This window comes from Collinsella sp. AM12-1 (assembly GCF_003472325.1).
GTDB lineage: Bacteria > Actinomycetota > Coriobacteriia > Coriobacteriales > Coriobacteriaceae > Collinsella.
On the sequence record NZ_QRLS01000004.1, the window covers coordinates 47,072 to 69,185 of the forward strand.

The 22,114-nt window shown below is 60.4% G+C and carries 21 protein-coding genes; 3 read left to right on the forward strand and 18 right to left on the reverse strand.

The window, feature by feature from the left end; genetic code table 11:
- Positions 1 to 57: 57 nt before the first annotated feature.
- The 13 genes from holA to pyrR all read right to left on the reverse strand — a co-directional run bounded on the left by holA (position 58) and on the right by pyrR (position 12,299).
- Positions 58 to 1,020, reverse strand: coding sequence for a DNA polymerase III subunit delta (gene holA, locus DW136_RS03195; RefSeq protein ID WP_118289038.1), 963 nt, complete (start codon positions 1,018 to 1,020; stop codon positions 58 to 60).
- A gap of 78 nt (positions 1,021 to 1,098) precedes the next feature.
- Positions 1,099 to 3,402 carry a DNA internalization-related competence protein ComEC/Rec2 gene (locus tag DW136_RS03200; RefSeq protein ID WP_118289039.1) on the reverse strand — a complete coding sequence of 768 codons (2,304 nt, stop codon included), beginning with the start codon at positions 3,400 to 3,402 and terminating at the stop codon, positions 1,099 to 1,101.
- A complete protein-coding gene (locus DW136_RS03205) occupies positions 3,399 to 4,112 on the reverse strand; it encodes a helix-hairpin-helix domain-containing protein (RefSeq protein ID WP_117797773.1) in 714 nt (237 codons plus the stop codon). Before DW136_RS03205 ends, DW136_RS03200 begins: the two co-directional genes overlap by 4 nt.
- A 213-nt stretch (positions 4,113 to 4,325) precedes the next feature.
- Positions 4,326 to 5,570, reverse strand: a complete 1,245-nt coding sequence (thiI, locus tag DW136_RS03210; RefSeq protein ID WP_118289040.1) for a tRNA uracil 4-sulfurtransferase ThiI — start codon at positions 5,568 to 5,570, stop codon at positions 4,326 to 4,328.
- A complete protein-coding gene (locus DW136_RS03215; protein WP_035138532.1) occupies positions 5,571 to 5,852 on the reverse strand; it encodes a DNA-directed RNA polymerase subunit omega in 282 nt (93 codons plus the stop codon).
- A 5-nt stretch (positions 5,853 to 5,857) separates the two neighbouring features.
- Positions 5,858 to 6,427 carry a guanylate kinase gene (gene gmk / locus DW136_RS03220; RefSeq protein WP_006236131.1) on the reverse strand — a complete coding sequence of 190 codons (570 nt, stop codon included), beginning with the start codon at positions 6,425 to 6,427 and terminating at the stop codon, positions 5,858 to 5,860.
- Positions 6,428 to 6,736, reverse strand: a complete 309-nt coding sequence (gene mihF / locus DW136_RS03225; protein ID WP_006236130.1) for an integration host factor, actinobacterial type — start codon at positions 6,734 to 6,736, stop codon at positions 6,428 to 6,430.
- Between the two features lie 239 nt (positions 6,737 to 6,975).
- Positions 6,976 to 7,692 (reverse strand): orotidine-5'-phosphate decarboxylase, encoded by a 717-nt coding sequence (gene pyrF, locus DW136_RS03230; protein WP_035138533.1) that lies wholly within the window; start codon positions 7,690 to 7,692, stop codon positions 6,976 to 6,978.
- Positions 7,686 to 8,594, reverse strand: a complete 909-nt coding sequence (locus tag DW136_RS03235; RefSeq protein ID WP_006236128.1) for a dihydroorotate dehydrogenase — start codon at positions 8,592 to 8,594, stop codon at positions 7,686 to 7,688. Before DW136_RS03235 ends, pyrF begins: the two co-directional genes overlap by 7 nt.
- A gap of 14 nt (positions 8,595 to 8,608) precedes the next feature.
- Positions 8,609 to 9,376 carry a dihydroorotate dehydrogenase electron transfer subunit gene (locus DW136_RS03240; protein WP_118289093.1) on the reverse strand — a complete coding sequence of 256 codons (768 nt, stop codon included), beginning with the start codon at positions 9,374 to 9,376 and terminating at the stop codon, positions 8,609 to 8,611.
- A gap of 116 nt (positions 9,377 to 9,492) precedes the next feature.
- Entirely contained in the window at positions 9,493 to 10,782 is a 1,290-nt protein-coding gene (locus tag DW136_RS03245) for a dihydroorotase (protein ID WP_118289041.1), read from the reverse strand.
- On the reverse strand, positions 10,766 to 11,710 hold the full coding sequence (locus tag DW136_RS03250; protein WP_035138537.1) for an aspartate carbamoyltransferase catalytic subunit: 945 nt from the start codon (positions 11,708 to 11,710) through the stop codon (positions 10,766 to 10,768). The genes DW136_RS03245 and DW136_RS03250 overlap by 17 nt, the downstream gene beginning before the upstream one ends.
- A gap of 4 nt (positions 11,711 to 11,714) precedes the next feature.
- Positions 11,715 to 12,299, reverse strand: a complete 585-nt coding sequence (gene pyrR / locus DW136_RS03255; protein ID WP_006236123.1) for a bifunctional pyr operon transcriptional regulator/uracil phosphoribosyltransferase PyrR — start codon at positions 12,297 to 12,299, stop codon at positions 11,715 to 11,717.
- A 451-nt stretch (positions 12,300 to 12,750) separates the two neighbouring features.
- Here pyrR and rpmB point away from each other — a divergent pair, with 451 nt between their 5' ends.
- A complete protein-coding gene (rpmB, locus tag DW136_RS03260) occupies positions 12,751 to 12,939 on the forward strand; it encodes a 50S ribosomal protein L28 (RefSeq protein WP_022094725.1) in 189 nt (62 codons plus the stop codon).
- A 196-nt stretch (positions 12,940 to 13,135) separates the two neighbouring features.
- Here rpmB and DW136_RS03265 read toward each other — a convergent pair whose 3' ends face one another.
- Both DW136_RS03265 and DW136_RS03270 read right to left on the reverse strand, forming a co-directional pair.
- Complete coding sequence (locus tag DW136_RS03265) at positions 13,136 to 13,687, reverse strand: hypothetical protein (RefSeq protein ID WP_118289042.1); 552 nt, start codon at positions 13,685 to 13,687, stop codon at positions 13,136 to 13,138.
- On the reverse strand, positions 13,672 to 13,911 hold the full coding sequence (locus DW136_RS03270; RefSeq protein WP_118289043.1) for a transposase: 240 nt from the start codon (positions 13,909 to 13,911) through the stop codon (positions 13,672 to 13,674). Before DW136_RS03270 ends, DW136_RS03265 begins: the two co-directional genes overlap by 16 nt.
- 331 nt (positions 13,912 to 14,242) lie before the next feature.
- Here DW136_RS03270 and adhE point away from each other — a divergent pair, with 331 nt between their 5' ends.
- The gene (gene adhE, locus DW136_RS03275) at positions 14,243 to 16,891 is read left to right on the forward strand and encodes a bifunctional acetaldehyde-CoA/alcohol dehydrogenase (RefSeq protein WP_117758530.1); all 2,649 of its coding nucleotides are present in this window, start codon (positions 14,243 to 14,245) and stop codon (positions 16,889 to 16,891) included.
- 88 nt (positions 16,892 to 16,979) lie between these two features.
- Positions 16,980 to 17,744 carry an aminoglycoside phosphotransferase family protein gene (locus tag DW136_RS03280; protein WP_006236119.1) on the forward strand — a complete coding sequence of 255 codons (765 nt, stop codon included), beginning with the start codon at positions 16,980 to 16,982 and terminating at the stop codon, positions 17,742 to 17,744.
- 180 nt (positions 17,745 to 17,924) lie between these two features.
- Here the strand turns inward: DW136_RS03280 and DW136_RS03285 are convergent, their stop codons facing one another.
- The 3 genes from DW136_RS03285 to DW136_RS03295 are packed head-to-tail and all read right to left on the reverse strand — an operon-like array spanning position 17,925 to position 22,104.
- Entirely contained in the window at positions 17,925 to 19,646 is a 1,722-nt protein-coding gene (locus DW136_RS03285; RefSeq protein WP_233546522.1) for a proline--tRNA ligase, read from the reverse strand.
- Positions 19,647 to 20,729 carry a flavodoxin-dependent (E)-4-hydroxy-3-methylbut-2-enyl-diphosphate synthase gene (gene ispG, locus DW136_RS03290; RefSeq protein ID WP_118289044.1) on the reverse strand — a complete coding sequence of 361 codons (1,083 nt, stop codon included), beginning with the start codon at positions 20,727 to 20,729 and terminating at the stop codon, positions 19,647 to 19,649. It lies immediately after the preceding gene.
- Positions 20,730 to 20,742: 13 nt separating this feature from the next.
- The gene (locus DW136_RS03295; RefSeq protein WP_118289045.1) at positions 20,743 to 22,104 is read right to left on the reverse strand and encodes an RIP metalloprotease; all 1,362 of its coding nucleotides are present in this window, start codon (positions 22,102 to 22,104) and stop codon (positions 20,743 to 20,745) included.
- Positions 22,105 to 22,114 lie beyond the last annotated feature (10 nt).

Consider the following 22,114-nt stretch of genomic DNA (forward strand, 5'->3'; position numbering starts at 1 on the left):
CTATAGCACGCTCCCCCTCAAAGGGATAGAACGAATTTGTCAAATAGGCAGGTATCATCACGATTTTCTCAAGATGTTCGTAATCCAGAGCAAAAGCGCGGTCTGAGAATCGGCCGAACCCTTCAGCGCGAGCTCAACATCGACCGCGCCCTCGAGCGCGGCAACGAGCTCTGCCATCGAAAAGCGACGTGCCCAGGTCAGGTGATTCTTGACCTGCCAGGACTGGAGCTTAAGCGTGGCGGCGAGCTCGCGACCCTGCCCGCGCGCATCGAGCGCCTTGGCAACGATAAGCTCGCGGATGCGGCCGCACAGCAATGTGTAAGTCCACACGTAGCTCTTGGCGGGCAGTAGATTGAAGAGCTCGAGCGAGCGTCGCATGTCACGGGCCGAGACCGCATTGAGAAAGTCCCAGGGTTGAACCTCGGCCGTACGTACAATCCAGCGCTCAACGTCGGCAAGCTCAATCTGGGGCGCCTCGACCATCTGGGCAAGCTTTGCCAGGTCGTTATCGAGCATGCGCGTGTTTTCGCCCGAACGCGAGACGAGCTCCTCAGCAGCAGCCGTCGAAATGGACTTACCGTGCTGCGTCGCCATCTGCTGAACGCGGCGCGGGAGCTCCCAGCGCTTGGTACCCGAACAGTCGATAACGGCCTTCTTGTCGATCTTGGCGATCGCCTTATACAGGCGCGTGTTCTTGGCAAGCGAGTCGGCGATGATGAGGCAGACCGTTGTGGGGCTGGGACTTGCCAGATACTCAACGAGCGGCTCCGAGACCGCTTTGGCGAGCTTTGAACAGCCATCAAGGATTACCAGGCGAAACTCGCTGCCCATCGGAAAGGTGTTAAGCGATCCGATAATGGACTCGATATCGGGGTCCTTGGTCATGTCGCGCTCGTCGAGGTTGAACTCGACCATACCCGACTTTTCCAGACGCGCTTTCATACGCGAGACGGCGTGATCGCGCTTGACTCCGTCGGTACCGACGATCAGATATGCCGGCAGCAGACCGGTTTCGGACATAGCGCTCCCCTCTCGCAGACTCTCGAATTCGTACCGTGCCATTTTAGCCCAGGGGCCAGCCGCGCGCCAACGATGTCATCACGGTCGCTGGCATCGCATCGCAAAGCCCTTCGCAGTTGGCGTGACGGTAATGTCGCCGTGTTCGATGGTGCACGCGAACACACCACCCGCTTCCTTCACGGCATCAATGCAGGCATCAGACGGATGCCCGTATCGATTCCCCTCGCCCGCGCTCGCGAGGGAAAGCTCGGGTCTCAGAATCTCCAGCAGCGCAGCATCAACTGAAACCTTAGAGCCGTGATGCCCAAGTTTAAGGACATCGATATCCCCCACCTCCTGCACGAATTCCCGTTCTTGGTCGAGCTCGGCATCACCGGTGAGGAGCATACGCAGACCCTTGCCTTCCTGAACATAAGAGAGCAGCAGGACAAGCGAATCCTCATTTCCCTCGCCATCCACGGACTCGAATGGCCACATCACGCGGGCGCAAAATGAGCCGATATCGACCGTATCCCCACGGCGCACCTGCCGATACTCCACGCCAGGTCGGTTCAATACCTCGGCAGGAGCATCCTCTAGCGCCTCGGCCGCAACGGCAATCGTTCCAACCGAAAACTGTTCGAGCACATCGGGAAGACCACCCCAGTGGTCCTCATCCCAATGCGTCACAAAGACGGCATCGATATGGTGCACGTTATTGCGGACCAACGCCGCCACCACGCGCTCGTCGAGTCCGCAGTCGACGAGTGCTACTGCGCCGCCCTGGCGGATAAGAATCGCATCGGCCTGGCCCACATCGAGCACCGTCACCGAAGGCGGAGCGAATCGATCCCAGTAGACGTACGGAATCGCAGCCAAGAGCACCAGGCATGCAAGCCCCACCGCCATAGGACGTGCACGGGGACGCGGCCACCGGACAAGCAGAACCGCCAGCAAACACGGCACTAGGTAAATCCACATGCTATCGGGCGGCACGCTCACGGATGCACCCGGCACGGCGGCAAACAGCTGCTCGAAAAACAGCGCGCAACGGGCGGCAATCATGGGCACAACGAGCGCCAAAGTCCGCAACGGTCCCACGAGCGAAAAGGGAACCAGCACGATCGACATAGCGAGCAGTACGCTCACCACCGGACCGATGACCGCATTTGCCAGCGGAGCAATGAGCGAGAACGTTCCGAAGGCAGGAATGGTAATGGGAAGGGTCGCCAACTGCGAGCACAGCGTGACGGAAAGCATACTGGCAATGCCCGATGGCACACCTAGCTCACCCAAAGCGTAGGTGGCGTACGGGCAAAAGCACAGGATGGCAAAAACGCTGGCACATGAAAGCTGAAAGCCCATCTCGAACAGCACCGTCGGCCTCAGTAGCACAAAGATGGACATGGTAACAAAGAGTGCCGATGCGCCGTGCCGGCGACGCCCCGCGCCGTTTACGACAAGCGTCGCGAACACCATGCAGCACGCGCGCACGGCCGAGGGAGACGCGCCCGTAAAGGCAGCGTAGCCCACAAGCGTTATCGCCAGTATCGCCCGCTGAAGACCACGTGAGCACCGAGTCTTTTGCAATAAACCCTCGATTACAAACCCCACGATAGCCAAATGGCTGCCCGAGACGGCGATAAGATGCGCCGTTCCCGTCACCGAAAACCAGTCGCCCGCCGGCTGGGCGCGCAGCTCGGCCGAACGACCGCAGACGACACCGGCTATGAGCGCACGCGCCGGGTCGGTCGCAGCCGCGATGGACGCAAGCAGCCCATTTCGCAGCCGAAGCAGCGGCCCCGGAAAGCCCTCATCGACCGACACAATCCGAACGGCTTTAACCTTGCGCACCTCGCCTCGGAGCACGCGCGATCGTCCATACGCATCGTTCTCAAAACGTGAAACGCGACCGATAACACGCACGTGCGCCCCGACCTTGAGCTCGCGGTCAAACGATAGGCGAACCGTTGCCAGGTTCTTACCGTCCGCGCGTGCCTCGCAGGTATAGGAATACACGTCGTCGTTTATGGATGGATCACCCTGCACGACAAACTCGAGGCTGCTTGCCGCTCGACCATCGAGCGCCTTCGAGGCGCCTAGCGTGCCCACAGCCCACCACACCGAGACGACCGCTCCCGCCACGAGACCGACGGACGCGGCATACAGCCACCGCTTCCAAGGGGTAAGCCGCGCACAAGATTGAGCCAGCACAACGGATACCGCCGCCGCAACGGGAATGGCCCATAGCGGCCCGACCGCCGGAGCCCGCTCCCTCAGCAGCGCATCAGCGACCATGTTGAGCACCAAGACGCAGCTCATGCACATGCCGGCACACAGGGCCATCGTCCACGGCATCAGGGGCCGCGGAGGCATCACGTGCTCGCGCTCGGTCGCACTCATACGCAGATGCAATCTTTGATTTTGGCAAGCTTCTTCTCGCCGATTCCCGACACACGCATCAGATCGTCAACCGAAGAAAAAGCACCGTTCTTTGTCCGCTCATCGATAATCGACTGGGCCATGGAGGGGCCGATGCCCGAAAGCGTCTGCAGCTCTTCTGCGCTTGCCGTATTGATGTTTACTAGGCCTGTTGCGCCACCCGCGCCCGATGATGCGGAAACCCCACCATCAACACCGGCTTCCGCAATGGACGCCTGCTGCTCCCCTACCGTTGGAACATGGATTTTTTGTCCATCAGTGACCTTAGATGCCCGATTGAGCCCCGTAACGTCTGCCTCGGGCGCCAGCCCGCCGGCGGCATCAATCGCCTGAGCCACCCGCGCGCCGTCCTTGAGACGATATACGCCGGGCGACACAACGGCGCCATCAACATCGACATAGACCTCTGCCGCAGCAGACGCCTTAGGCGAAGAGCCTTCGGATGTCTTTCCGCTCGAAGCATCGCCGGATCCCGGCTCCACCAACGAGCCCGAACCATCAGTCCGCTCAAAAGACACGCCGCTAGCACCGCCGCCAAGGTTCGCCATCGCCAAGCCGCTCGCCATCGCAATGACAACCAGTATCGCCATCACCACTGCCTTATGACCGAGCAGCTTGTCCGCCAAGCGGTCCATCCGTTTGACCCGTTCGTGTTGTTCGCGCTGCGCCATAGCAAAACCTCCCAACAACATCGTGTCAGGAAAAGAGCCCTGCAACAGCCACGCTCCAAAACCGGTTTTAGCGGTCAAACCAAAAGCTGACCAAAACCTTGCACAAATCTGTCCATTTATTCAAGCACGCGTCAGCAAATGAACACTTAGCCGCAAAATGCCCAGATAGCAAAAGACCGACGATGCAGACGCATCGTCGGTCTATGCACAAAATTACTCGTGATCTTGGTAAATCTCACGCGGAGCAAGCTCCGAATGTTTGCGCTTTAAGGTCTTAGGGGCCTTATACGTGTTGCTCTCGAAGTCGATGTACTCGGTCTGCTTGAGCAGGCGCTCGATCATCTCCTCGTGATCGAACAACTCCCAGGCCTCATGCACAGCATCGAGTTTAGCGTGCGTCTCGGGACGGCGCGGCATAAATAGCGTGCAGCAGTCGGGAGCGGCCTCAGTCGAGATATCGAACGTACCGATCTCCTCAGCGCGCGCGATGATCTCCTGCTTGTCCGAACCGATGAGAGGGCGGAACACGGGGATCTTCACGGCCTCGTTAACAGCCATGATGTTCTCAAGCGTTTGAGAGGCAACCTGCCCAAGCGATTCGCCCGTCACGATGGCCTTAGCGCCCTCGATATGCGCGATGCGCTCGGCAACCGAATACATAATGCGACGATACATGATCACGCGAAGGTTGCTGGGACAGGTGACCGAAATCTCACGCTGGCAGTCGCCAAACGGCACCACGTACAGGCGGCCGATCTGGACACCCGGCTCAAGCGCACGGATGATATCCTGCACCAAATACTCGCTCGTATCGGGCGTCTGCGGACGACCAGAGAAATGTACCGGCACGCACACCGCGCCGCGACGCGCGAGCATCCAGGTCGCCACCGGAGAATCGATACCTGACGACAGCAGCGTCACGACCTTGCCGGCAGAACCCACCGGCAGACCGCCCACGCCGCGCTCGGAACGCGCGTACACATAAACGCTACCCTGGACCACCAGTACGTGCACCATCGCATCGGGGTCGTGCATTTGAACCTTTTTATCGGGGAAGGCCTCACACAACACCTCGCCCACCTGACGATTGATGTCAATCGAGGTGAGCTCATAGTCGGTATTGGAGCGCTTAGCGTGCACCTTAAACGAATCGAAGGAACCAAACTCGCGCAGCGCCTTGACGGCGGCGGCGCAGTACTCCTGCGGGTCGCGGTTGGTGTGATACGCCAAAGACACACGAGCAACGCCGGGAACGGTGCGAATGACACGCGCCGCATCATCGGCCTGATGCTCGTTAAAGGTCACGAGGATATAACCGGAAATTCGAGACACGGCGTTCACGGAAAAGGCGGCCAAAGCCGCCTTAATGTTATCCATGAGGATATGCTCAAAATGTGCGCGGTTCTTGCCCTTCAGTCCAACCTCGTGATAGTGGACCAGGCAGACGCGAGCCGCCATTTAGGCTTCAGCAACCTTGTGGCCGAGCGCCTTCTCGTAACGGGCCTCGTCGTAAGAGATGTCGCCGTCGACAATCTCGTCCATAGCCATCGAGATGGTATCTGCACCGGAAAGCCCGATGGTGATGTCATCGACATCCTGGACGGCAAGCACGCGGTTGTGCTGGCCACGCAGCATGCTATTGATGTCGCAGGCGCGCTTGGAGGCAAGCGAAGCGAGCAGGAAGCGGTTGTGATCGGTCTTCTCCAGAAGATCGTCAATGCAAGGCTTTACAACGGACACGGACCTCAGATCCTTTCATGCATATCGAGAACGCGAACGAGCTCATCGGTCGCGCGGTCGAGATCGTCATTAACCACGACGTCGTCGTAGCGGTCGGCAAGGGCAAGCTCATCGGCGGCGTTTGCCATACGCAGCTCAATCGTCTCGGGCGTCTCGGTACCGCGACCGACTAGACGCTCGCGGAGCACCTCAAGCGAAGGCGGCTTGATAAAGATCAGCACGGCCTCGGGGAAACGCTCCTTCACCTGCAGGGCGCCCTGGACATCGATCTCCAAAATCAGAGATGCGCCCGAGGCGAGCTTGGATGTGACCTCGCTCACCAACGTGCCGTAGCAGTTACCGTGGACCTCGGCCCACTCAACAAACTCACCGTTTGCCACGCGGCGGTCGAACTCCTCGCGCGTCAGAAAAAAGTAGTTGACGCCGTCGACCTCACCTTTGCGTGGTGCTCGCGTGGTAGCCGAAACCGTCAGGCCCAGGTTCGAGCGGCGCTCGCGCACACGAGTGACGAGCGTACCCTTGCCTGCGCCTGACGGTCCAGAAATCACAAAGAGCTTGGAATCCTGAGCGCTCACTTATTTGGTCAGCTGCTCGAGGAGCTGCTCGCGCTGACGGACGCCGAGGCCCTGGACGCGACGGGTAGCGGAGATACCGAGCTCCTCCATGATCTTGGCGGCCTTGGCCTTGCCATAACCAGGAAGAGACTCGATGAGGGTGGAAACCTTCATGCGGGAAGCGATGGGGTCATCGGAGTTGAGCACAGACTCGAGGGACTTCTCGCCCTTCTTGATCTGCTCGCGAAGCTCAGCACGGGCGTGACGTGCGGCAGCAGCCTTCTCAAGAGCCTGCTTGCGCTGCTCATCGGTAAGCTGAGGGAGTGCCATTCGTACCTCCAAAAAGTTGGGTTATATCTGATTCAATAATTGGCATTTTAGCACGTAGAACGTACAAAATGCCCAATCGCGGCTCCATAGGTTAGACGATACCCGCAAAAAGTGCAATATACTGCGCCCAAAGTTAAGCCCCTGACCTGCGATTCCACACAAAGGATGGGAAAGTTTACGCAGGCACAGGGGCTATTTTGTGCTAATGAGACCCAAAAGTGGTGACTTAGGGGAATCTTTTACGCGACGTTTTCGACCAGCTCGGCGACGATGGCGTCAAAGGCGGCAACCGGATCGTCGGCGCCGGTGATGGGACGGCCCACCACAATATGGCTTGCGCCACGCTCGATAGCCTGGGAAGGCGTCGCCACGCGGGACTGGTCACCAAGGGCGGCACCCACCGGACGCACACCCGGAGTCACGATCAGGGCATCGGGACCCAGCAGCTCACGCATGTCGTGAGCCTCCATCGGCGAGCACACGATACCGTCGATGCCGTTGGCCTGAGCGAGCTTTGCCAGGCGGGCGGCCTCCTCGGCCACGGGCGACTCGACGCCGATCTCGCTCAAGGCATCCTGGTTCATGCTCGTGAGCACGGTGATGGCGACGAGCTTGGCGCGGTCCTCGCGCGCCTCCTCGGCGCCCTCGCGGCAGGCAGCGAGCATGGCGCCCGAACCCAAGCCGTGGACCGAAAGCAGATCGGCACCGGCAAGCGAGGCCGAGCGGGCGGCACCGCGAACCTGATGCGGAATATCATGGAACTTAAGGTCAAGGAAGACCTTAAAGCCCAGGTCCTTGAACGTCTTGACGATCTCGGGGCCCTCAGCGTAATAGAGCGTCATGCCGACCTTGAGCCAAGCGGCATGACCAGAAAGCTCGTGGGCGAGCTCGAGCGCACGCTCACGATCGCAGTCGAGGGCGACGATAACACGGTCGCGGGCATCGGTCTCTAGCATTCGAACGCACCTACCAGTTCGTTGATGTCCTTCACGCCCTGAGACTCGGCCCAGGCCTCGAGCTCGTGCGCGATCTTGAGCGAAGCGCACGGATCGACGAAGTTGGCCATGCCGACCGACACGCAGGTGGCGCCGGCCAGGATAAACTCGGCCGCATCTTCGCCGGTCATGACACCGCCGACACCGTTGATGGGGATATCGACGGCCTGGGCAACCTCCCAGACCATGCGCACGGCGATGTGGTGGCACAGCGGGCCCGAAAGGCCGCCCTTGGGCTTGGCCACGCGGGACTTGCGGGTATGGACGTCGATGGCCATGCCCTGGATGGAGTTGATGACTGACAGGCCGTCGGCACCGGCAGCCTCGAGGGCCTTGGCAATCTCGGCGACGTTGACCGGCGCCATCTTCACGAACAGCGGCTTATCGGTCACCTTGCGGCAGGCAGCCATAACGGAAGAGGCGCCCTCGGGCGTGGAGCCCATGGCGGCACCGCCGGCGGCTATATTAGGGCAGCTCACGTTGATCTCGTAGCCGGCAGCCCAGGGGCACAGCTCGACATACATCTCTAGTGCGCGGACAAACTCGTCAACGGAGTGGCCGGCAACCTGGCAGATGACCTGGCAACCGTCCTTGGAGAGCTGCTCCAGCCACGGACCGGACTCACGGGCAAAGGCAGCCACGCCAGGGTTCTGAAGGCCCACGGAGTTGATCATGCCGCCGGGAATCTCGGCCATACGGGGCGCGGGGTTGCCGGGCCAGGGCTCGGCAGCGCAGCCCTTGGTGGTGATGGCGCCCAGCTGGGAGACATCGAAGAAGTTCTGGAACTGCCAACCGTAGCCAAAGGTACCGGCTGCGGTGTTGATGGGGTTCTGCATCTTGACGCCGCCGAAATCGACGGCCATGTTCACGGTACCCACTAGAAGACCACCACCTTGGAAGCATCGAACACGGGGCCGCACATGCAAGCACCCTTCATACCGTCGACCGTCTCGACATTGCAGGTGTTGCAGGCGCCAAAGCCACAGCTCATCATGCGCTCGAGCGACACCTCGCAGTACGCACCGGCCTCGGCGGCAGCGGCGGCGACTTTCTTCATCATGACAGCGGGGCCGCAGCTGGCCACATAGTCGTAGCCGCCCTCTCCGAGCAGCTCGGCTGCCGGGTCGGTGCAAAAACCGTGCGTGCCCAGCGTGCCATCATCGGTGCACACGTTAACCGTGGCGCCCAGCGCGCGGAACTCATCGACACCCACGGCCTTGGAAGCGTTGCCAAAGCCCAGGCAAACGTCGACATCCACGCCCTGCTCGACAAGCTTGCCGGCGAGGCAGAGCACGGGCGGAACGCCGATGCCGCCCGCCACGAGCAGCGCCTTCCTGGTGCCCTCGGGAACAAGCCAGCCGCGGCCGCCAGGGCCCAACAGGTTGGACTTGGAGCCGGGGGCCATCTGCGACAGACGACGGGTGTCGTCGCCCACGACGGCGTACCACAGCTCGACGGTGCCGGCCTGGGCGTCGGCGCGATAGAAGCTCAGGGGCACGCGAAGCAGCGAGGACGCATCGCCGGGCACGGCGATGTTCACAAACTGACCGGGCTTGAGCGCACTTGCAAGCTTGGGGGCCGAGATGACGAGCGAGAAGATGCCGTCGGCGATCTCCTGGTTCGAGACGACCTCGAAGTCGTGCATGCGTGCAGTGGAAGGTGTGGGCATAGACGCTCCAATCCCCCATGCGGTTGCATGGACCAAACGAACAGAAAGCGCGGCACCGCAAGGGCGCCGCGCACAAAAGCGATAAGGCTATGCTAGCAGATGCAGCCGTCGGCAAGCGTCTGTTTACCGCCGACAAACACATCGGTGGCACGACCGGTAAGCGTGCGGCCGGCAAAACCGGAGTTCTCGGCGCGCGACTCATAACCGTCCTCGCCGACCGTCCAGGTGGCAGAGGGGTCGAACACGGTCAGGTCGGCAACGGAGCCCGCCTTGACCTGAACCTGGTCGAGGCCCAGAATCTCACGCGGCTTGATGGCCATGAGCTCGACCATGCGGCCCACGCTCATCTTGCCCGTGTTGACCAGCTCGGTGAGTACGAGCGACAGGGAGGTCTCGAGGCCGATCATGCCAAAGGGCGCGAGCTCGAACTCGCGGGCCTTCTCCCACGGGGTGTGGGGAGCGTGATCGGTGACGATAGCGTCGACGGTGCCGTCGATGACACCCTGACGGATGGCCTCGGCATCCTCCTCGGTACGCAGCGGAGGGTTGACCTTGAGCGAGGTGTTGTAGGTCTCGTCCAGGTCGTTCTCGGTCAGGAACATGTGGTGCGGGGTGGCCTCGCAGGTAACCTGAACGCCAGCGGCCTTGCCGGCACGCACGATCTCCAAGCCATGGGCGGTGGAGATGTGCTGGATGTGCAGCTTGGCACCGGTCAGCTTGGCGATCTCGATGTCGCGGGCGATCTGGAGCTCCTCGCCGGCAGCCGGCCAGCCCTCGAGAGCCAGACGGGTCGAAACCTTGCCTTCATTGATCTGGCCGTGGCCGACCAGGTCCTCGTCCTGACAGTGGCTCATAAAGACCTTGCCGAACATCTTGCCGTAGTCCATGCAGCGACGGAGCATGCCCGCGCCCTGCACGCCGCGACCGTCGTCGGTGAAGGCGACGGCGCCGTGGGCGACCATATCGCCCATCTCGGACATGGCCTCGCCCTTAAGACCGCGGGTCATGGCGCCCGACGGATAGACGCGGCAGTGGCCGACCTCGGCAGCGCGGGACTTGACGAACTCAACGACAGTGCCGTTATCGGTTACGGGATCGGTGTTGGGCATGGCGCACACGCCGGTAAAGCCGCCCTTGGCAGCTGCGCGGGTGCCGCTCTCGATGTCCTCTTTGACCTCGTAGCCGGGCTCGCGAAGGTGAACGTGCATGTCCACCAGGCCGGGGACGAGGTACTTGCCGGAAAGGTCGCGGACCTCGGCCCCCTCGACGGAGAGATTCTCGTCGACCTCGGCGATCTTGTCGCCGTCAATCAGGACGTCAACGACACCGTCAAGATCGACGGACGGGTCGACGACGTGGGCATTCTTAAGAAGCAAGGCCATTATCGGCACCTCCAAGCAGCAGATACAGGATAGCCATACGCACGCAGATACCGGCGTAGACCTGCTCCAGGATGACGGAGCGTTGCGGGTGGTCGGCCATATAGGAGTCGAACTCGACGCCGCGGTTGATGGGGCCCGGGTGGCAGATGATCGCGTCGGGCTTCATGAGCTTCTCGCGGTCCTTGGTCAGGCCGAAGAGCTTGTGGTACTCGCGAATGGTCGGGAACGGGGCACCCTCGAGGCGCTCCTGCTGCACACGCAGCATGTAGACGACGTCCAGCTCGGGCAGGACGGAATCGAGGTCGCTCGTCACGTGGTCGCAGCCCAGAACCTCGGGCGCCGGCGGCAGCAGCGTGCCGGGGGCGACGGCATAGGTCTCGCAGCCCATGATCTTAAGGGCGGGGATCAGCGAGCCACAGACACGGGAGTGGGCGATATCGCCGACGACGGCGACCTTCAGACCGTGGAAGTCACCCTTGTGCTCCCAGATGGTGTACAGGTCGAGCAAGGCCTGCGTAGGATGGTTGTGCTTGCCGTCACCGGCGCAGATGACGCTCGCGGGCGAGTTCTGCGTGACGATGTAGGGAGCGCCGGCGTGCTTGTCGCGCACGACGATGCAGTCGATCTTATAGGCGTTGAGGGTCTCGACGGTGTCGACAAGGCTCTCGCCCTTGACCGTGGAGGTCGAGGAGCCACCAAAGTTGAGGCTATCGGCCGAAAGACGCTTCTCGGCGAGCTCGAAGGAGCTACGGGTGCGCGTCGAGGGCTCGTTGAACATGTTGACGATGGTCTTGCCCTTGAGCGTGGGGACCTTCTTGATGGCACGCTCGTTGACCTCGGAGAACGCCTTGGCGGTCTCGAGGATGAGCTTGATATCCTCTTCGGAGTACTCGGTAATGTCGATCAGGTGCTTATGGTTGAACGCCACGGTACTACTCACCTCCCAGCGGCGCGGAGCCCACGTGGGAACCCGGCGCGACGTCGTTAATCTCGACAGCGGTGTGGCCGTCGACTTCCTTCATATATAGGTGCACGTTCTCCTCATGCGACGAGGGAACGTTCTTGCCGACAAAGTCCGGCGAGATGGGGAGCTCGCGGTGGCCGCGGTCAACGAGGACTGCCAGCTCAATGCGACTCGGACGGCCCAGGTCCATGACGGCGTCGAGAGCGGCGCGGATGGTACGGCCCGTATACAGGATGTCGTCCACCAGCACGACGCGCTTGCCGTCGACGCTGAAGGGAATGTTGGTAGCGTGGATCGCGGGAGCGAAATTGGTTGCATAGTCGTCGCGGTAGAAGCTGATGTCCAGGCTGCCGAGCGGAACGTCGACGCCCTCGATCTCCTTGATCTCCTCAGCGAGCTTCTTTGCCAGAAGGTCGCCGCGCGTGACGATGCCGACCAGAGCGAGGTCTTCACAGCCCTCGTTGCGCTCGAGAATCTCGTGCGCGATGCGGGTCATCGCTCGATTGACGGCGGTCTCGTCCATGATGACCGCCTTGGGGGAAGTCGTGCCCATCGATCTCCTTCCTCACATGTCTTGACTGCTGACACAGTCAAAAAAATAGATGCCCGACCGCTTAAAACGGACCAGACACCCACAGGAAGGGCTGCTCTTTGGCAGCTATGTAATTCCATGTGGGTATCTCGTACCCCTTTAATGGTCAACGAATAGTGTAGCCAACCTCGAGCGTAATTGCGAGCATAAATACAAAGCAATCCATAAACGGGCGCAGGCGTTCCATAAACCTATATATATTTGTGGGACGAGCTTGAAAACCTTGTTGCGAGCTGGCATAATCCCCTCTGCTGCACGCAAATCGGATCTACGTCCAGGGCCGTAGCGTGGGCACTATCGCCAAAAGAGGAATATCTCTGTGTAGATTGCGCACAGGGAGCGACTTCTGTGCTATAGTTCAGGCTTGTTTGTTAACGCGACATGTTCGTTTGTCGCCCAAGGAGGGTCAGTTATGTCCAAAGTTTGCGAAGTTTGCGGTAAGCACCCCGTTGCCGGTCGCTCCATCAGCCACTCTCACCGCGTCACCAACCGTAAGTTCCGCCCCAACATTCAGCGCGTCTACGTCGTCGTCGATGGTCACCGTCGCAAGATGAACGTTTGCTCCACCTGCCTCAAGTCCGGCAAGGTTGCGCGCTCCTAAATAAGGTCTTACCAACAAGTACCTCGGACTCTCCGGGTCAAAGACCTCGCGTTCACATAGAACTTACCAAAGGCGTCCTCCCCTACGGAGGGCGCCTTTTTGCACTCATTGGGGACAGACTTACATGAGTGTTTTCACGCATTGGGGACAGACATGGCGCACGCAAGCGGCACACCGACTGGCTCCGGCCCCTGCCTCACGCTGCATCCTTCCAGCCTGTGGTGGCCTTGGTCACGCTTGTAGCGCCAATGCCAGTGATACGGGCAATTTGCTTGACCGTGAGATGTGCCCGCCTGAGCCTCAGCAGACACGCATCACGTTCGGGGCGAGGCAGGGCCTTGAGCAGCGCAGGATCTATGCTGAGCAGGAATTCGCGCGCAACGGAAAGAGCGTCCTCATCGGGGATCCGTCGACGCGGAAGAATCTCCACTGACCAAATACGCCCGGCAACTTCCTTAAGATGCTCGCAATAGCGACGAGATCCCCCGACAATATCGAGCATAGGGGCCGCATCACAGATGTCAAAGGGATCGTAGCCCAGCTGATATGCCTTGTAGCTTGACCAGCGGTAGGCATCAAGCGAGTCGAGCGCACCTTTCACGGGATTGAGATGGATATAATCGAGCAACTGCACCGCCTGCGTGTCCGACTCGACCGCGACCCGCGAATAGCGATTATCAAACAGGTGGCCCGTTCTTCCGGTTTTCCCATTGAAATACTTGGCATAGGCCGTCAGCGCGCACTGCATTGCCTTTGAAAGGTTGTCAATGGGTCATCAACCATCAAATGGAAGTGGTTGTCCATAAGGCACCAGGCCAACACCGCCACGTCATGGCAAGCAAACCTGTCCGAGATGTCCGATAAGAAACGATAGCGGTCGGAGTCATCTTCAAAAATAATCTGTTTGGAATTGCCGCGGTCATAGACGTGGTAATAGCCGGTGAGCGAAACGGCGCGGGCGCATCGGGGCATAATCTCTCCTTTCAAAACTGTACAGGCAACACCTAAAAGGAGAGAAGCAACGCGAAATGCTGAGCCTGTGACCTATTTATATACAATGAACGACAAAAACATGCCCAAAACGACAAAATGACAAATCGATGTCTGTCCCAAATGAGTGAAAGCACCCATGTGAACTGCGTCCCCAATGAGCGGGGCGATGCAGCAGGCAGATAATTAGTTGAAACGTTTCAGTTTGTTGAAGCGTTTTAGTGTGCCTTTTACAGGAATCTTACCGCTCACCGAATTATTTATTGCTATCATGCAAGGCGTAGGGTAAATCTCCGATCGCAAGGAGACACAAATGGTGAAAAAGTCACCGGAAAACACTACTCCCGCAATTGTGGACAACGTAGAGGCGCTTGAGGCTAAGCTCGCTCAGATGCGAGAGGCCCAGGCGCTTTTTGCTACGTACACGCAGGAGCAGGTCGACAAGATCTTCTATGAGGCCGCCATGGCCGCCAACAAGGCTCGTATCCCGTTGGCGAAGATGGCCATCGAGGAGACCGGCCGCGGCGTTCTTGAGGACAAGGTCATCAAGAACCACTACGCCGCAGAGTACATCTACAACGCTTACAAGAACACCAAGACCTGTGGCGTTCTGGAGCGCGACGAGGCTTACGGCATCACCAAGATCGCCGAGCCCATCGGCATCGTGGGCGCCGTCATCCCGACGACCAACCCCACCTCCACCGCGATCTTCAAGACGCTGATCAGCCTGAAGACCCGCAACGGCATCATCATCTCCCCGCACCCGGCAGCCGCCAAGTGCACCATCGCCGCCGCCAAGCTCGTGCTTGACGCCGCCGTCAAGGCCGGCGCCCCCGAGGGCATCATCGGCTGGGTCGATGTCCCCTCCATCGAGCTGACCAACATGGTCATGCGCGACGTCGACATCATCCTCGCCACCGGTGGCCCGGGCATGGTCAAGGCCGCCTACTCCTCGGGCAAGCCCGCCCTGGGCGTTGGCGCCGGTAACACCCCGGTCATCATCGACGACACCGCCGACGTGCTGCTCGCCGTCAACTCCATCATCCACTCCAAGACCTTCGACAACGGCATGATCTGCGCTTCCGAGCAGTCCGTGACCGTCATCGACACCATCTATGACCAGGTCAAAGCCGAGTTCCAGAAGCGCGGCTGCTACTTCGTCAAGCAGGGTGCCGAGATGGAGGCCCTGCGTGCCGCCATGTTCAAGAACGGCGCTCTCGATCACCGCATTCCCGGCATGGCTGCCGCCAAGATCGCCGAGCTCGCCGGCATCGAGGTTCCTGCCAAGACCAAGATCCTGATCGCCGAGGTCACCTCCACCGACCCCGCCAAGGAGGAGTTCTCCCACGAGAAGCTCTCCCCGGTCCTGGCCATGTATCACGCCAAGGACTTCCAGGAGGCCGTCGACAAGGCCGAGCACCTGGTGCTCGCCGGTGGCCCGGGCCACACCGCCTCTCTGTACGTGCACCCCGCCCAGGCCGAGAAGATCAGCCTGTTCGAGCACGTCATGAAGGCCTGCCGTATCGTCATCAACACCCCGTCCTCGCACGGCGGCATCGGTGATCTGTACAACTTTGGCATGAAGCCGTCTCTGACCCTGGGCTGCGGCTCCTGGGGCGGCAACTCCGTCTCCGAGAACGTTGGGGTGAAGCACTTGATCAACGTTAAGACTGTGGCCGAGCGCCGTGAGAACATGCTGTGGTTCCGCGCTCCCGAGAAGGTCTACTTCAAGAAGGGTTCCACGCCCGTCGCTCTCGACGAGCTCGGTACCGTCATGGGCAAGAAGCGCGCCTTCATCGTCACCGACCAGTTCCTCTTCAAGAATGGCAACACCCGCGCCATCGAGGCCAAGCTCGACGAGATGGGCATCGCCCACGACTGCTTCTACGACGTCGAGCCCGATCCGTCGCTGCAGTGCGCACGTCGCGGCGCCAAGCAGATGGCTCTCTTTGAGCCGGACGTCATCATCGCCGTCGGCGGTGGCTCCGCTATGGACGCCGGCAAGATCATGTGGATGATGTACGAGCACCCCGAGTGCAAGTTTGAGGACATGGCCATGGACTTCATGGACATCCGCAAGCGTATCTTCACTTTCCCCGAGATGGGCAAGAAGGCCTACTTCGTCGCCGTCCCGACCTCTTCGGGTACCGGCTCCGAGTGCACGCCGTTCGCCATCATCACCGACAAGGAGACCGGCATCAAGTGGCCGCTCGCCGACTACGCGCTGCTCCCCAACATGGCTATCGTCGACGCCGACAACTGCATGACCGCCCCGCGCGGCCTGACCGCTGCCTCCGGCATCGACGTCATGACCCACGCCATCGAGTCCTACGTCTCCATCATGGCTTCCGACTACACCAAGGGCCTCTCCGAGCGCGCTGCTAAGCTCGTCTTCGAGAACCTGCCCTCCAGCTTCACGAACGGCGCCAAGGACCCGCATGCCCGCGAGGAGATGCACAACGCCTCTTGCATGGCCGGTATGGCCTTCGCCAACGCCTTCCTGGGCCTCAACCACTCCATGGCTCACAAGCTCGGCGCCTTCCATCACCTGCCTCACGGCCTCGCCAACGCCGTCATCCTGACCCGCGTTATGCGCTACAACGCCGCCGAGGCTCCCGTCAAGATGGGTACCTTCTCCCAGTATCCTTACCCCAACGCGCTGCACAACTACGCCGAGATGGCCAAGTACTGCGGCATCGAGGGCAAGGACGACAAGGAGGTCTTCGAGAACTTCATCACGAAGCTCGAGGAACTCAAGGACTTCATCGGCGTCAAGAAGACCATCGCCGACTACGGTGTTGACGAGCAGTACTTCCTCGACACCCTCGACGAGATGACCGAGCAGGCATTCAACGACCAGTGCACCGGCGCAAACCCGCGCTACCCGCTCATGAGCGAGATCAAGGAGCTCTACCTGGACGCCTACTACGGCCGCGAGCCTCAGGACTACGCCGTCTGCTAGTTTTAGCACGGTTTTTAACGGCGGGGGTGCACGGGTGTTTCACACACCCCCGCCGTCGCTTCTATCGCATCGTTGAAAGGATGCAACCATGCTGCTACCCGATTCCAAGACCGAGCTCGTCCGCCGTGGCAACAAGGTCGTTTACGACCTGGGCGACAAGATCGTCAAGGTCTTTAACGAGACCAAGCCTGTCTCCGACGTGTTCAACGAGGCTTTGAATCTTGCCCGCATCAATGAGTGCGGCATCCGCAGCCCCAAGGCTCTCGAGGTTTCCCAGCTCGAGAACGCCAACGGCTGGGCTCTCGTGACCGAGAAGGTTCCGGGCACCACCCTTGCCGAGAAGATGACTGCCGAGCCCCAGCGCTTTGGTGAGTACCTCGAGATGTTCGTCGACCTCCAGATCGAGATCCACGGCTACACCTCCCCGCTGCTCAACCGTCAGCGCGACAAGTTCGCCCGCATGATCGACAGCCTTGATCAACTCAATGCCACCACGCGCTACAACCTTCAGGAGCGTCTAGACGGCATGACCAAGGAGTTCAAGGTCTGCCACGGCGACTTCAACCCCTCCAACGTCATCGTCGGCGACGACGGCCAGCTGTATGTGTGCGACTGGGCACATGCCACCCAGGGCTCCCCTGCTGCCGACGTTGCCACCACCTACCTGCTCTTTGCCCTCAACAGCAAGGACCAGGCCGAGGCCTACCTGGAGCTCTACTGCGACCGCGCCGACATGCCCATGCAGGTCGTGCGTCAGTGGACGAGCATCGTCGCCGCTTCCGAGCTTGCTCGTAAGCGCAACGTGAACGATGAGTTCCTTAAGAACTGGATCGACGTCGTCGATTATCAGTAATATCTGAGCGATTCATTTCGCATCGGAGGCACAAAGGAAAAACCCCGCAGCTCATTAGGGCTGTGGGGTTTTCCTTTTAGATATCGAGGATGCTACAAGATAGAAGGACGGCCCCACATCTCCCCTATCTGGAGAAATGCGGGGCCGTCCCGTATATCGAACTACAAGCGAAATCGTAGATTAACGACGGGCAGCCTTCACCAGCTCGGCGACCTTGGCGACGACCTCATCGATCGCCACGTCCTCACGCTCACCGGTAGCACGGTCCTTGAGCTCCACCGTGCCATTCTTGAGGCCACGCTTGCCGAGCACCACCTGATACGGGAAGCCCATGAGGTCGTTGTCGGCAAACTTAAAGCCAGGACGCTCATCGCGATCGTCGACGACGACCTCGATACCCTCACCACACAGGCCATCAACAATCTGCTCGCAGACGGTAGCGCACTCTTCCTTCTTGGGATCAAGCGGAATCACCGCGACCTCGTACGGGGCAACGGAGACCGGCCAGACGATACCGTGCTCGTCGTTGTGCTGCTCCACGACGGCAGCGAGCGAGCGGGACACGCCCACGCCGTAACAACCCATGATGAGCGGCTTCTCCTTGCCGTCCTCGTCCATAAAGGTGGCACCCATGGCCTCGGAATACTTGGTGCCCAGCTGGAAGACCTGAGAGACCTCGATGCCGCGGGCAGCGGAGAGCGGCTTGCCACAGTGCGGGCAGGGATCGCCGGCAACGACGGTAACCAGGTCGGCCCACTCGTCAACGGTAAAGTCACGCTCGGGGCAAGCGCAGGTAAAGTGATAGTCAACCTCGTTGGCGCCGCAGGCCCACTGCTTAGACTCACGCAGGCTTTCGTCGCAGACCAGACGAATACCCTCGGGCAGGTTAACCGGTCCGATAAAGCCCTTATGCAGACCGTAGGTCTGGAGCTCCTCATCGGTCATCATGCGATAGCCCTTGCCAAAGACATGCTCGGCCTTGCAATCGTTGAGCTCGTGGTCACCTGGGACAATGGCCACGACAGGCTTGCCCTCGGCATCGATGAGTGCCAGCGACTTTCGCGTACCGTTCTCGGGGAAGCCGAAGAACTTTGCAACGGCCTCGATGGTGCCCATGCCCGGGGTCTCGACCTTGGTGAGCGTACCGTCGCCGGGGCCCTCGGTCACGACGACCTTGGTGCTTGCCGCCTCGTCGTCGGCAGCAAAGCCGCAATCATCGCAGTAGACCAGCGAGGCCTCGCCAGCCTCGGCCAGAGCCATGTACTCGACGGAGGTGTCGCCGCCGATCTCGCCGGAGTCGGCGACAACGGGCAGGGCCTTGATGTAGCAGCGCTCGCAGATGTTGGCGTAGGCCTGCTTCATCTTGTCGTACTCCTCCTGCAGACTCTCCTGCGTGGCGGAGAAGCTGTAGGCGTCCTTCATGATGAACTCGCGGCCGCGCATCAGGCCAAAGCGGGGACGGAACTCGTCGCGGAACTTATCCTGGATGTGATAGAGATTCACCGGCAGCTGCTTGTAAGAGCGCAGCTCATTGCGCACCAGGGCCGTGACAGTCTCCTCGTGCGTGGGGCCCAGCACAAACTCACGACCGTGACGGTCATCAAAGCGCACGAGCTCCTTACCGTAGGCGTCGATGCGGCCAGACTCACGCCACAACTCGGCGTCGACCATGATAGGCATCATAAGCTCCTGGGCGCCGGCAGCGTCCATCTCGTCTCGCACGATGTTCTCGATCTTGCGGATCGAGCGCCATGCAAGCGGCAGGTAGGAATACAGGCCGGCGGCCTCTTTGCGGATCATGCCGGCACGGAGCAGCAGGCGGTGGCTGGCGAGCTCAGCGTCCGCCGGATCCTCTTTAAGCGTCGGCGCATAGAGCTTAGACATATACATTGCTCGAGTCATTTACTTCTCCTCAATAAGTTTGTCGACCTCGGCCATCAGCGCGTCGACAATTTGATCCTCAGCTACTTTACCAATGATCTGGCCATGCGAAAAGAGCAGGCCCTGACCACGCCCGCAGGCAACACCCAGGTCGGCGTCAGATGCTTCTCCGGGGCCGTTGACCGCACATCCCATCACGGCAATCGAAAGCGGCGCGGAATAGTTCTTAAGCCGCTCGGTGACCTCCTCGGCGATGGGAATGAGGTTAACCTGGCAGCGGGCGCACGTGGGGCACGAGACAATCTCGGGACCACGGCGACGCAGACCCAGCGACTGTAGAATTCCCCAGGCGACCGGCGGCTCCTCGACCGGATCGGCCGTGAGCGACACACGCATGGTGTCACCGATGCCTTCGGAAAGCAAGATACCCAAGCCTACAGAGCTCTTGATGGTGCCCTGGAGCTTGGTACCCGCCTCGGTTACGCCCAGGTGAAGCGGAACGTGGGGAATCTCACGCGACAGGGCACGATAGGTATCAAGCGTCGTCTGTACACTATGGGCCTTGGCGGATAGCACGATGTTGGTAAACCCACGGTCCTCAAAGTGCTGCACAAAACGCTCGCTCGACATCACGAGCTTCTCGGGCTGCGTGAGGTCTTCGCGCTCGGCGATGTCCTGCTCGAGCGAGCCGGCATTGACGCCGATACGAATCGCACAGCCCGCGGCACCAGCAGCATCGATCACCGCGTCGACCTTAGCCCAATCGCCGATATTGCCGGGATTGATGCGCAGCTTGGCGGCACCAGCCTCGACGGCGCCGATGGCGAGCTTATGGTTAAAGTGAATATCGGCAACGATCGGCACCGGGGACTCGGCACAGATGGTACGGAAGCCCTCGAGCGCGGCCTCGGTGGGTACACTCACGCGCACGATATCGCAGCCCGCCTGCGCCAACGCGCGAACCTGCCCAAGCGTTGTCTGAGCATCGGCGGTATCGGTGCAGGTCATGGACTGAACCACCACCGGCGCGCCGCCGCCGATCTGCACGCCGCCCACATGCACGGGGCGCGTCAGCTCGCGCGGCAAAGAATGGGATAGAGACAATCCAAACACTCCCCTACAGAATAAATCGAAGGATATCGGAACGAAGCATATAGACAAACAGCAATGCGAAGAGCGCGACGCCCACATAGCTCACGATCGTCTGGACCTTGAGCGGCAGCTCGCGGCCAGCAATCTTTTGAATGATCTCAATAAGCAGCTTGCCGCCATCGAGCGGCGGGATAGGCAGCAAGTTCATAAAGCCCAGTGAGAACGAAATGAGCGCGGCAAACGACAAGAACGTGATGGGACCGGCAGCAGCTGCCTGCGAGGACATGACGCTAATACCCACGATCGAAGAGGACTGATCGAGGATCTCCATCGTATGCTGCGGCTGAAGCAGGCGCATCACGCCCTCCGCTGTCTGCGCAACATACGAGAAGGAGAGGCGCGCCGAAGTGATGGGGTCCAAACGGACCACCTGCGTAGAGGCATACACACCTAGGCGCTCGTCCTCTTTAAGCGCAACCGTGGTCGAGCACTGCTTGCCATCGCGCTCATACTCAATGGCGATATCGTCCTTACCGGCGGCCTTGCCGATAGCATCGTAGACGTCCATCCAAGTGGAACATGAAACACCGTCGACCGAAAGGATCGCATCGCCGGCCTCGATACCCGCCTTGGCGGCAATAGACCCCTCGTCAACCTGACCGATCACGTTGGTATCGATCGGCACGGTGACACCCGCAATGGAATAGATGCTCATAAGGAGCAAAAAACCCGTCAGGATATTGACGAGAATGCCCGCGAGCAGCATAAAGGCGCGCTTGAGAAAGCCCTGGCCAAGATAGGTATGCGAGCGCTCTTGCGCAAGGAACTCGGCCTCGCCGCACGGCAGCACCCACACATCGCCCTCGGCAGTTGAGTGTTCGCGATCGAAACGGCGGCCGTCAAAGGTGGTATAGCCTGCCGTGTCTCGCGGCAGTGTCTGATACTTGGTGGGATAGTAGCTCGGCGAGGGTTTCTCCCCTTCCTCATACCAGGGTGCGATGGAGCCCCAGCCCAGCAATAGGGCGCATGCCTCGAGCACATCCTCCTCGGAAAGCTCGAGCTCGACGGCAAGATCGGCCACGGTCACGCGACCATGACGATAGATAGCCGCGAGCACGCGATCGGCGCACGAGACGTCGGTCGGGTCCATACCGCAGATGGCAGCGTAGCCACCCAGCAGCAGCGGGGTCACGCCAAACTTGGTTCCAATGCGACGCGACGTGTAATGGATGTCAAAGCGGCACGGCAGGCCCAAAAAGAACTCGGTCACACGGACGCCGCAGGCACGCGCCGCCAAAAAGTGGCCGCCCTCGTGCAAAAACACGAGGACGGAAAGCATCAGCAGGCCCCAAAAGACCGATGAGAGAACGCTCAGAACAGTATCCATAAAACGAAAA